The organism is Lysobacter antibioticus, from assembly GCF_000731095.1.
In the GTDB taxonomy this organism is placed as follows: domain Bacteria; phylum Pseudomonadota; class Gammaproteobacteria; order Xanthomonadales; family Xanthomonadaceae; genus Lysobacter; species Lysobacter antibioticus_B.
Genome location: NZ_JMTZ01000014.1, coordinates 232,748 through 243,038 on the forward strand (window position 1 = coordinate 232,748; position 10,291 = coordinate 243,038).

A 10,291-nucleotide genomic window follows, 5' to 3' on the forward strand; every position below is an offset into this window, starting at 1 on the left:
AACGCATCCGCGCCGTTCGATCAATGACGGAAGTGGCGCACGCCGGTGAAGACCATCGCCAGGCCGTGCTCGTCGGCGGCGGCGACGACTTCGTTGTCGCGCATCGAACCGCCCGGCTGGATCACCGCCTTGATCCCGGCGGCCGCGGCGGCGTCGATGCCGTCGCGGAACGGGAAGAAGGCGTCGGAGGCCATCACCGAACCGGGCACGATCAAACCGGCTTCCTCGGCCTTGAGCGCGGCGATCTTGGCGCTGACGACGCGGCTCATCTGGCCGGCGCCGATGCCGATGCTGCGGTGGTCGCGCGCATAGACGATGGCGTTGGACTTGACGAACTTGGCGATGCGCCAGGCGAACAACAGGTCGGCGAGTTGGGCGTCGGTCGGGGCGAGCTTGCTGACCACCTTGAGCTCGTCGCGGCCGACTTCGCGCAGATCGCTGCTCTGGATCAGCAGGCCCGAGCCGATGCGCTTGACGTCGTGCCGGTTGCGGCCGTCGCCGTGCGGGATGCGCAGCACGCGCACGTTGGCCTTCTTCTTGGCGTAGTCGAGCACGCCGTCTTCATAGTCGGGTGCGATCAGCACCTCGACGAACTGGCGGTCGAGGATGACCTTGGCGGTCGCCGCATCGAGCTTGGTGTTGAAGGCGATGATGCCGCCGAAGGCCGAGGTCGGGTCGGTGGCATAGGCCAGTTCGTAGGCATCGCCGCAGGCCACGCCTTCGGCCACGCCACAGGGGTTCGCGTGCTTGACGATGACGCAGGCCGGGCGCTCGAACTGACGCACGCATTCCCAGGCCGCATCGGCGTCGGCGAGGTTGTTGAAGCTCAGCTCCTTGCCCTGCAACTGGGTGAAGGTGGCCAGCGTGCCAGCGACCGGATGCAGGTCGCGGTAGAACGCGCCCTGCTGGTGCGGGTTTTCGCCGTAGCGCAGGTCCATGACCTTGACGAAATTGGCGTTGTGCTGAGCCGGGAAGGTCTGCGCGCTGCCGTCCTCGGCGATGGCCGAGAGGTGGTTGCTGATCGCGGCGTCGTACTGGGCGACGCGATTGAACGCGGCCACCGCCAGGGCGAAGCGGGTCTTGGCGCCGAGCGCGCCGTCGCCGGCGTCGAGTTCGGCGATGAGCTCGGCGTACTGGGCCGGGTCGGTCGCGACCGCGACGCGGGCGAAGTTCTTCGCCGCCGAACGCAGCATCGCCGGGCCGCCGATATCGATGTTTTCGATGATGTCGTCGAAGCTGCTGGCCGGGTTGGCCGCGACTTTCTCGAACGGATACAGATTCAGCACCAGCAGGTCGATCGCGGCGATGCCGTGTTCGGCCATTACCGCATCGTCGGTGCCGGCGCGGCCGAGCAGGCCGCCGTGGACCAGCGGATGCAGGGTCTTGACCCGGCCATCCATCATCTCCGGGAAGCCGGTGACCTCGGACACGTCGCGCACGGCCAGGCCGGCGTCGCGGATGGCCTTGGCGGTGCCGCCGGTGGAAAGCAGTTCGACCCCGCGCGCGGCCAGGGCCTGGGCGAGTTCGAGGAGACCGGTCTTGTCGGACACGGACAGCAGGGCGCGGCGGATTTTAACCGGCGTGCCGGGCAGGCGATCGGAGGTCATTCGGGGAGGTAGGGCAGCGGAAGGGCGCGGGAATTATAGGCTGCGGGGGACCCGGGCGCCGGCCGTTCATGCAGGTATGGCGGGGATTGCGTGGTTCCGGGCGGTTTGGCGGAACTCGGAGCAACGGGCAAATCCCCCGCGTCTGCTTCGCAGGCGCTGCCCCCTCTACCAAGGGGGCAACCGCCTGAGGGTCTGCAGCTCTCCGGCCTCGAACCTCCAACCGGTAACCGGCAGCGCGAAGCAGCAAGTTCGCCACTTCTGCGTCGGCCTCTGTCGTTCCCCCCTTTGGAAAAGGGGGGCAGGGGGGATTTCGCTCTCCGCATCCGGCGAAACGCCACGAGCGCGCAACTGCCCGGCGACCCCAGCGGGCAGGGCACTGTCATCGCCCCGGCCAACGGCTAAGCTGATGCGCGACGGCCCACGCCGGGCAGGATGGAACGCACAGGGAATGGCATCGATCTACGCTTTGAAAGGGCGCTTCCAGGCGCTGCTGCGGCCGCTGGTGCGCCGCCTGCATGCGCTGGGCGTCAGCGCGAACCAGGTCACCGTCGCGGCGGCCGTGGTCTCGCTCGCGGTTGCGGCCGCGGTCGGCTGGGGCGCCGTCGCGCGGCCCTGGCTGTTCGCGCTGTTGCCACTGTGGATGTTCCTGCGCATGGCGATGAACGCCATCGACGGCATGCTGGCGCGCGAGTTCGGCCAGCAGTCGCGCCTCGGCGCTTACCTCAACGAGCTGTGCGACGTGGTCTCCGACAGCGCCTTGTATCTGTCGCTGTTCGCGGTGCCGGGCCTCGCCGCGGCGCCGCTGTTCGTGTTCGTGCTGTTGGCCGCATTGACCGAGTACGCCGGCGTGCTCGGGTTGATGGTCGGCGCGCCGCGCCGCTACGACGGGCCGATGGGCAAGAGCGATCGCGCCTTCGGCATCGGTCTGCTCGGCGTCCTGCTCGCCGGCGGCTGGATCGGCGCGGCGATTACGGAACTCGCGCTCGTCTTGATGGGTCTGATGTGCGTGTGGACCGTGGTGCGCCGGGTGCGCGCCGGTTTGCGGCATGATGCCGCGCAAGACAGTGTCGGCCAACGACAAGGAGAACAGCGATGAGGGAACATCAGGAACGTCATTACGCGAGCTTCGACGACGCGCAGTTGTTCTATCGCCACTGGCCGGCGACGCAGGCCGCGGCGGGACAGCCGCGCCGCGCCGTCGTGCTGTTGCACCGCGGCCACGAACATTCCGGCCGGGTCGCGCACCTGGTCGGCGAGTTGAACCTCAACGACTGCGACTTTTTCGCCTGGGACGCGCGCGGCAACGGCCGCTCGCCCGGCGAACGCGGCGATGCGCCCGGTTTCGAGGCCCTGGTGCGCGACCTCGACCGCTTCATCGCCCACATCGCCGAGGCCCACGGCATCGCCGTCGAACAGATCGCGCTGGTCGCGCAGAGCGTCGGCGCGGTGGTCGCGGCGACCTGGGTCCACGACTACGCACCGCGCCTGCGCGCGCTGGTGCTGGCCTCGCCGGCCTTCAAGGTCAAGCTGTACGTGCCGTTGGCACGGCCAGGTTTGAAGCTGATGCAAAAGCTGCGCGGCAACTTCTTCGTCAACAGCTATGTGCAGCCGCAATGGCTGAGCCACGACCCCGAACGCATCGCCAGTTACCGCAACGACCCGCTGATCGCACGGCCGATCTCGGTGCGCGTGCTGCTGGGTCTGTACGAAGCCGCCGACCGCATCGTCGCCGACGCCCAGGCGATCACGGTGCCGACGCAGTTGCTGGTGTCGGGCGCCGACTTCGTCGTGCACCGCGGCCCGCAGGACCGTTTCTACGAACGCCTGGGTTCGGGCATCAAGGAACGCCACCTGTTGCCGGACTTCTATCACGACACCCTCGGCGAGAAAGGCCGGGCGGCGGCGGTGAACCGCATCCGCAGTTTCGTCCAGGCGCGTTTCGCCGAACCCTTGCGCCGCGCCGACCTGCTCGATGCGCATCGCCATGGCCCGAGTTTCGAGGAATCGGAAAAGCTGTCCTGGCCGCCCGAGCGCTGGTCGCTGGCCGACTTGCGTTGGCGTTTCGTCCGTGCCGGCCTGCGCTTCGGCGGCAGGTTCTCCGAAGGCATCAAGCTCGGCATCGACACCGGTTTCGATTCCGGCAGCAGTCTGGACTACGTCTACCGCAACGAGGCGCGCGGCAGCGGGCCGCTCGGCCGCATGATCGATCGCAATTATCTGCAGGCGATCGGCTGGCGCGGTATCCGCGTGCGCCGCACCCATCTGCACGAGTTGTTGCGGATCGCCATGCGTCGCCTGCGCGCGGCCGGCCTGCCGGTCGATGCGGTCGATATCGCCGCCGGTCATGGCCGCTATGCGCTGGAAGCGTTGGCGGGCGGCGCCGAGCGCGCCGACTCGATCCGCCTGCGCGATTACAGCGAGCTCAACGTCGACAAGGGCCGCGCCCTGATCGACGAGCTCGGCGCCGGCGCGATCGCGCGCTTCGACCAGGGCGATGCCTTCGACCGCAACGCGTTGGCGGCCCTGGATCCGCGCCCGACCTTGGCGGTGGTGTCGGGGCTGTATGAATTGTTCCCCGACAACGAGCAAGTGCAGCGTTCGCTCGACGGCCTGGCCGCGGCGGTGCCGGTGGGAGGCTATCTGGTCTACACCGGCCAACCCTGGCACCCGCAGCTCGAATTCATCGCCCGCGCCCTGACCAGCCACCGCGGCGGCGAAGCCTGGGTGATGCGGCGGCGCAGCCAGCAGGAGATGGACGACCTGGTCGCCGCAGCGGGCTTCCGCAAGATCGACCAGCGCATCGACGCCTGGGGCATCTTCACCGTATCGCTGGCGCAGCGGGTCGAGGCATGACCGCTGCGCCGGCGCGGCGCGGCTCACAGTCTGGGGCGCCAAAGCGGCGTCCGTGGGGCAGGGCGCTGCTGTGGTTGCTGTTGCTGGGGCCGCTGTTCTTCCTGAGCTACGGCTACGCCAATTCGGTGGCGGCCGCGCGCACCGACGTGCCGCACATCGTCTTCGCCTGGGAGCACGCGATTCCGTTCTGGGCGTGGACTATCGTGCCGTACTGGTCGATCGACCTGTTCTACGGCATCTCGCTGTTCGTTTGCCGCGACCGCCGCGAGCTCGACAACCAGGCGCTGCGTCTGTTGACCGCGCAAGTGATCGCGGTCGGCTGCTTCCTGTTGCTGCCCCTGCGCTACACCTTCCAGCGCCCCGACAGCGACGGCGTGTTCGGCTGGTTGTTCGACGTGCTGCTGGGCTTCGACAAACCCTTCAACCAGGCGCCGTCGCTGCACATCGTGCTGCTGATCGTGTTGTGGGTGCGTTTCGCACGGCACTTGGGCGGGCCATGGCGCTGGCTGCTGCATCTGTGGTTCGCCCTGATCGGCGTGTCGGTGCTGACCACCTTCCAGCATCACTTCATCGATATTCCGACCGGCCTGCTGGCCGGCTGGCTGTGTGTGTGGTTGTGGCCCGAGCGCGTCGCCGCACCCTGGCGCGGCGCGGCTCTGGCGCGCGATCTGCAGCGTTGGAAGTTGGCGGCGGCTTATTGCGCCGGTGCGGCGGTGCTCGCGTTCGCGGCGTGGTCGCTCGGTGGGGCGGCGTGGTGGCTGCTGTGGCCGGCCTGGTCGTTGGCGATGGTCGCCTTGAACTACGCCCTATTCGGCGCCGCGGGTTTCCAGAAACGCGACGACGGGCGTTTGAGCCTAGCCGCGCGCTGGCTGTACGCGCCCTACCTGCTAGGCGCCTGGATCAATTCGCGCTGGTGGACGCGACGCGCGCCGCAACCGGTGGCGGTGGCCGACGGCGTTTGGCTCGGCCGTGTGCCGGGCGCGGGCCAGCGTGGCGAATTCGCCGCACTCGTCGATTGCAGCGCCGAGCTGTCGCTGCCGGTGGGGCGCGAAGGCGATGCGGTGCGGCCGATGCTGGATCTGGTCGCGCCGACGCCGATGCAGTTGCGCGAGGTGGCGCAGGACATCGAGCGTGTGCGCGCACGCGGCAAGACCTTGGTCTGCTGTGCCCTGGGCTACTCGCGCAGCGCCGCGGCGATCGCCGCGTGGTTGCTGCTCAGCGGGCGAGCCGCCAACGTCGACGAAGCCATTGCGATCCTGCACAGGGCGCGGCCGGCGATCGTGCTCGGCGCGGCGCATCGGCGTGCGCTCCAGGCCATGCTTGGCGGCGCGGACGCTGCCGCAGCGGGGCTGCTGCGAGGACAAACGGTATGACGAGTCCCGTCGCGACGTCGTTCGACCTGCGCGCCATGGCGGCCCTGCTGGCGCAGGGGAGGCAACTGCACGCGCTGTCGCTGCTGTTGCTGGCGGCGGCGTTGCTCCTGGCGGCGCTGCCCGCGGTGGCCGTGGCGACGGCTACGCTGGGCGCGTTGCCGCTCGCGCTCAGCCTCGTCGCCGGCTTGCTGCAGTGCTATTACGCGCTGCGGGTGGATTTCGACGCGCGCCTGTTCCAGGCCGCTTCCGAAGACGAGGACAGTGTGCGCGCCGCACAACGGCTCGACGCGAGTCTGCTGGCACTGGGTTTGCTCAAGCCCGGTCGCGAAGGCCGCGACTGGCCGGCGCGTTGGCGCGGTGCGCGTGGTCTGATGATGCGCCAGGCGATCGCCCTGTCGGTGCAGACGGCGGCCCTGGTGTGGGCGTATGGACGAGTGTGGGCATGAACGGAGTTCCCTTGGATGACCACGATATCTGGACGCCGCAACGGCAGGCGTTGTGGCAGCGTCTCAGCGATTACCGCTTCGGCGGCGATCGGCCCGAGGCGTTCGTCGACCGCGTCGCGCACGCCTGCCAGTCGACCCGCGAAACCGCGCAGGCGGCGATCGAGGAGTATCGGCGTTTCTGTTTTCTCGCCGTCGGCGCCGGCCATGCGGTCACCCCGAGCGAGATCGTCGATCGGGTCTGGCATACGCATATGACCGACACCCGCGACTACTGGCTGAAGTTCTGCCCCGAGGCGCTCGAACAGCCGCTGCATCATTCGCCCTCGCTCGGCGGGCTGGCGGAAGACGAGCGCCATCGCCGCCAATACTTCGCCACTGTCGACAGCTACCGGCGTTACTTCGGCGATCCGCCGACGCGGTTCTGGGCCGGCGAGCCGCAGCCGGCGCGCCTGACGGCGGACGAATCGGTGTGGTTGCCGCTGACCGAGGTCAACTCGCCCTGGTTGTTCGAGCCGAAGGGGCTGGGCCGGTGGTTCTGGGGCTGGAGCGGGCTGTTGGCCGCGGTCTTTCTGCTTGGCGGCGCCGGGAACGGCAGCTTCGATCCGCTGGAGTGGCGCGGCGGTTGGTTCCTGACCCTGTATTTCGCCGTGATCGGTTGGACGTATACGGCCGGCAACGCGGTGCAGCGCTTCATGCGCGGCCGCGACGGCCCGAGTGCGCAAACGCCGGCCGATTCGATCGAACTCGGCTTCCTGGCCGGCGGCGCCGAGCGCGCCGCCGATGTGGCGTTGGTCGAATTGCTCACCCGCGATGCGATCAGGCTGGACTATCCGGGCGCGGCGGAAAGAGTCGCTTCGTCGCGTTCGCCGGTGTGGCTGCGCGCCAGTGCCGGCGCAGCCGGTGTGCCGTCGCGATTGCTGGGGCTGGCGAAGATCGTGCAGCGCACCCAGCAGCTCGCCGAGGCGCTGCCGGCGCTGCAGGCGCACTACGCGCGCCTGGCCGAACCGATGCGAAGCAAGGGCTGGTGGCTCAGCGCGGGACAGCGTTGGCGCGGGCGCCTGGCCGCGGCGCTGCCGATGTACGCCGTCGTGGTTCTCGGCGTGACCAAGATATCGATCGGCGAAGCCCGCGGGCGGCCGGTCGGGTTCCTGGTGGTGCTGACCGCCCTGGCCGGATTGATGGTGCTGGTGCAGCTGTGCACGGCGCAGCGCCGCACTCGCGCCGGCGACCGGGCGCTGCTGGACGCGACGATCAAGACGCGCCGTTCCGACGATCTGGCCGAGCGCGTCGCGCTGGCCGGGACGATGGCGTTGGTCGGTACGCCCTTGGCCGAATACCACACCTTGCGCACGCCGGTGTCGAGTTCCAGCGACTCGAGCAGCAGTTCCAGCGGTTGCGGCAGCGGCGGCGACAGCGGCGGCGGCAGCGGTTGCGGCGGTTGCGGCGGTGGTGGCGATTGAACGGAGTACAGCGATGACGACACGACCCGATCCCGACCGGCCAGGCTCCGACCGGCCCGGCTTCGATCGAGACCAACCCGAACCGGCAACCAACGAACCGGTGCCGTTGCAGCGCCGGGACTGGCGCCTGGCCTTGGCCGCGCGCTTGCGCGCACACGGCGCCACGCCCAACGGTATTTCCCTGTTCGCCATCGGCTTGTCGGCGCTGGCGGGGCTTTCGTTCTTCTTCGCCTTGCGCGACCCACCGCATTACGGCGCGGTCTTGTTGCTGTTCGCGGCGCTGTGCCTGGTCGGGCGCTTGCTGTGCAACCGGCTCGACGGGTTGCTGGCGCGTCGCGGCGGCATGGTCGGCAAGGCCGGCGAGATCTATAGCGACGCGCCGGACCGGCTCGCCGATGCGCTGGTGTTCCTTGGCGTGGGTTATGGCCTGACGCCGTGGCTGGCGTGGGCCTCGGACCTTGGCTGGGCGGCGTCGCTGCTCGCGGTCGGCACCGCCTACGTGCGTGTGCTCGGCATGGCCTGCGGCCTGCGCGAACACGACGAGGGCCCGATGCCGCGGCGCACGCGCATGATCGCTACCGCCGTCGCCGCCGTGCTCGCGGCGATCGGCCTGGCCCTGGGGCATGCCGTGGTGGTCGCGTGGAGTTTGCTGGCGGCCCTGGCCGCGGTGATCGTCGGCGCCGTTTGGACCATCGCCCAGCGTCTGCGCGCGATCGTGCGCGAGCTGGAGGCGCGATGATTTCGCAGTGGCTGGCCAGCGGTTTCAGCGGCGCGATCCGCCTGCTGACTGGCGCACGCGCGCTGTGGCGATGCGCGCCCTCGTCCGATCATCGGGTCTATTACGGCAACCACGTCAGTCACGGCGATTTCGTGATGATCTGGTCGGCGCTGCCGCCGGCCTTGCGGCGCGAAGTGCGGCCGGTGGCCGGCGCCGACTACTGGCAGCGCGATGCGCTGCGCCGCTATCTGATCCGCGAAGTCTTCAACGGCGTGCTGATCGAGCGCGACCCGGCGCAGCGCAAGCAGGATGCCATCGAGACCTTGTGCGAGGCGGTCGACGAGGGCTGTTCTTTGATCCTGTTTCCCGAAGGCACGCGCAACCAGAGCGACGAGCCGCTGTTGCCGTTCAAGAGCGGCCTGTATCACCTCGCGCACCGGCGGCCGGAACTCGAATTCGTGCCGGTATGGATCGACAACCTGGCGCGGGTGATGCCCAAGGGCAAGCTGCTGCCCTTGCCGTTGCTGTGCACGGCGACCTTCGGCGATACCTTGCGGCTGGGGCCGGACGAGAACAAGCAGCAGTTCCTCGAACGCGCGCGCAATGCCTTGCTGGCGCTGTCGGACCATGCCCATGCGCACGACCACGGCAGCCGGGGAGTCGGCGCATGATCGATATGCTGCGCGGCCTGCCGCATTCGCTGTTGCTGTTCATCGGCGTGGCGGGGGTGTTGCTGATCGCGACCGCGATCGCCGAATACCTACGTTGGCGCACGCGCGAGCGGCCGAGTGCGGTGATCGCCAACCTGGTGGCGCGCATCCGCGCCTGGTGGGTGATGGCGCTGGTGGTCGGGCTGGCGTTCGTGGTCGGCCGGGTCGGCATGATCGTGTTGTTCGCGTTGGTGTCCTTGTTCGCCTTGCGCGAATTCATCACCCTGACTCCGACCCGGCGCAGCGATTACTACGCCTTGTTGGCCGCGTTCTATCTCGCGTTGCCGCTGCAGTATTGGCTGGTCTACACCGACTGGTACGGCCTGTACACCTTGCTGATTCCGGTTTACGCGTTTTTGCTGTTGCCGATACTGGCGACGGTCGGCGGCGACACCACGCGTTATCTGGAGCGCACGGCGAAGGTGCAGTGGGGCTTGATGATCTGCGTGTTCTGCATCTCGCACGTGCCGGCGTTGATCAATCTGCGCATCCCCGGTTACGAAGGGCGCAACTTGTTGTTGATCGCGTTCCTGGTGATCGTGGTGCAGTCCTCGGACGTGCTGCAATACGTCTGGGGCAAGCTGTGCGGCAAGCGTCTGATCGCGCCGAAACTGTCGCCGTCGAAAACCGTCGAGGGCTTCGTCGGCGGTGTCGCCTCGGCGACCGCGCTCGGTGCGGCATTGTGGTGGATCACCCCGTTCACGCCCTGGCAGGCGGCAGCCTTGGCTTTGGTCATCAACCTGATGGGTTTCTACGGCGGCCTGGTGATGTCGGCGATCAAGCGCGATCGCGGCATCAAAGACTGGGGCCACATGATCGAAGGCCACGGCGGCGTCCTCGATCGCCTCGATTCGGTCTGCTTCGCCGCCCCCGTCTTCTTCCATCTGATCAGATATTGGTGGGTGTGACCGGACCGCTCAGCGCGCACTGCGCGCTGGTCCGGTCACACGCCCGGCCAAGGATGGCCGGGCCGGGCATCACGAAGCCCGCGCAAGTCTTGCCAGGGACGGCAGCGAGTACAAGAAGAAGCGCCGTACACATGCAATGCGCGCTGGTCCGGTCACACGCCCAACCGCAGCGACGTACGTAAGCGTCGTAGCCGAAGGCCAGACAATCGGAAGCCC

Annotated in this window: 9 protein-coding genes; 8 read left to right on the forward strand and 1 reads right to left on the reverse strand. The window is 68.5% G+C overall.

Annotated elements, in window-relative coordinates; translation table 11 throughout:
• Positions 1-20 precede the first annotated feature (20 nt).
• A complete protein-coding gene (gene purH, locus EX88_RS0106440) occupies positions 21-1,607 on the reverse strand; it encodes a bifunctional phosphoribosylaminoimidazolecarboxamide formyltransferase/IMP cyclohydrolase (RefSeq protein ID WP_031371179.1) in 1,587 nt (528 codons plus the stop codon).
• A gap of 448 nt (positions 1,608-2,055) precedes the next feature.
• Between purH and EX88_RS0106445 the strand changes: the two genes are divergently transcribed.
• From EX88_RS0106445 to EX88_RS0106480, 8 genes are all read left to right on the forward strand, one after another.
• Positions 2,056-2,703: a CDP-alcohol phosphatidyltransferase family protein gene (locus EX88_RS0106445; RefSeq protein ID WP_051884614.1), complete on the forward strand. Its 648-nt coding sequence runs from the start codon at positions 2,056-2,058 to the stop codon at positions 2,701-2,703.
• On the forward strand, positions 2,700-4,460 hold the full coding sequence (locus EX88_RS0106450; RefSeq protein ID WP_031371181.1) for a bifunctional alpha/beta hydrolase/class I SAM-dependent methyltransferase: 1,761 nt from the start codon (positions 2,700-2,702) through the stop codon (positions 4,458-4,460). The genes EX88_RS0106445 and EX88_RS0106450 overlap by 4 nt, the downstream gene beginning before the upstream one ends.
• Positions 4,457-5,833 carry a phosphatase PAP2/dual specificity phosphatase family protein gene (locus EX88_RS0106455; protein ID WP_036148166.1) on the forward strand — a complete coding sequence of 459 codons (1,377 nt, stop codon included), beginning with the start codon at positions 4,457-4,459 and terminating at the stop codon, positions 5,831-5,833. The genes EX88_RS0106450 and EX88_RS0106455 overlap by 4 nt, the downstream gene beginning before the upstream one ends.
• Positions 5,830-6,279, forward strand: coding sequence for a hypothetical protein (locus EX88_RS0106460; RefSeq protein ID WP_031371183.1), 450 nt, complete (start codon positions 5,830-5,832; stop codon positions 6,277-6,279). Before EX88_RS0106455 ends, EX88_RS0106460 begins: the two co-directional genes overlap by 4 nt.
• Before the next feature lie 11 nt (positions 6,280-6,290).
• Positions 6,291-7,739, forward strand: coding sequence for a TIGR04222 domain-containing membrane protein (locus EX88_RS0106465; RefSeq protein ID WP_031371184.1), 1,449 nt, complete (start codon positions 6,291-6,293; stop codon positions 7,737-7,739).
• Between the two features lie 106 nt (positions 7,740-7,845).
• The gene (locus tag EX88_RS0106470; RefSeq protein WP_430536896.1) at positions 7,846-8,478 is read left to right on the forward strand and encodes a CDP-alcohol phosphatidyltransferase family protein; all 633 of its coding nucleotides are present in this window, start codon (positions 7,846-7,848) and stop codon (positions 8,476-8,478) included.
• Positions 8,475-9,128 carry a lysophospholipid acyltransferase family protein gene (locus EX88_RS0106475; RefSeq protein WP_031371186.1) on the forward strand — a complete coding sequence of 218 codons (654 nt, stop codon included), beginning with the start codon at positions 8,475-8,477 and terminating at the stop codon, positions 9,126-9,128. The genes EX88_RS0106470 and EX88_RS0106475 overlap by 4 nt, the downstream gene beginning before the upstream one ends.
• Positions 9,125-10,075 (forward strand): phosphatidate cytidylyltransferase, encoded by a 951-nt coding sequence (locus EX88_RS0106480; protein ID WP_031371187.1) that lies wholly within the window; start codon positions 9,125-9,127, stop codon positions 10,073-10,075. The genes EX88_RS0106475 and EX88_RS0106480 overlap by 4 nt, the downstream gene beginning before the upstream one ends.
• The last annotated feature ends 216 nt before the right edge of the window (positions 10,076-10,291 follow it).

What these genes read in the sequence shown, in the direction of transcription:
- EX88_RS0106475 (WP_031371186.1), top strand. Translation starts at nt 8,475, where the DNA reads ATGATTTCGCAGTGGCTGGCCAGCGGTTTCAGCGGCGCGATCCGCCTG.
- EX88_RS0106480 (WP_031371187.1), top strand. Translation starts at nt 9,125, where the DNA reads ATGATCGATATGCTGCGCGGCCTGCCGCATTCGCTGTTGCTGTTCATC.
- EX88_RS0106460 (WP_031371183.1), top strand. Translation starts at nt 5,830, where the DNA reads ATGACGAGTCCCGTCGCGACGTCGTTCGACCTGCGCGCCATGGCGGCC.
- EX88_RS0106455 (WP_036148166.1), top strand. Translation starts at nt 4,457, where the DNA reads ATGACCGCTGCGCCGGCGCGGCGCGGCTCACAGTCTGGGGCGCCAAAG.
- EX88_RS0106445 (WP_051884614.1), top strand. Translation starts at nt 2,056, where the DNA reads ATGGCATCGATCTACGCTTTGAAAGGGCGCTTCCAGGCGCTGCTGCGG.
- purH (WP_031371179.1), bottom strand. Translation starts at nt 1,607, where the DNA reads ATGACCTCCGATCGCCTGCCCGGCACGCCGGTTAAAATCCGCCGCGCC.
- EX88_RS0106450 (WP_031371181.1), top strand. Translation starts at nt 2,700, where the DNA reads ATGAGGGAACATCAGGAACGTCATTACGCGAGCTTCGACGACGCGCAG.